The organism is Xenorhabdus santafensis (genome assembly GCF_033949405.1).
Classification (GTDB): Bacteria; Pseudomonadota; Gammaproteobacteria; order Enterobacterales; family Enterobacteriaceae; genus Xenorhabdus; species Xenorhabdus santafensis.
The window spans coordinates 1-232 of record NZ_VCDN01000283.1; the positions used below are offsets into that span (position 1 = coordinate 1).

The following is a 232-nucleotide window of genomic DNA, read 5'->3' on the forward strand; positions in this document are numbered from 1 at the left end:
TAAGAAGTTGTTCGATACAGCTTCTTGTGCTGATGTAGAAACTTTCGCCATCGCTACAGATTCGAACACTTTATTCGCAACTTTTTGCAAATCAAACTCTACACCGTTTGCCATTTTGTTTAAGTGTTTAATGTATAGCTCTTTATTACCGCCTCCGCCAGGGATTAAGCCAACACCTACTTCTACTAAGCCCATATACGTTTCGCTAGAAGCTTGAATGCTCGCTGCTGGT

1 protein-coding gene is annotated in these 232 nt (G+C 41.4%); it reads right to left on the reverse strand.

What is annotated here, in order from left to right; genetic code table 11:
* On the reverse strand, positions 1-195 hold a 195-nt coding region (locus FE392_RS22505; RefSeq protein ID WP_319931909.1), incomplete at its 3' end, for a hypothetical protein.
* Between the last annotated feature and the right edge of the window lie 37 nt (positions 196-232).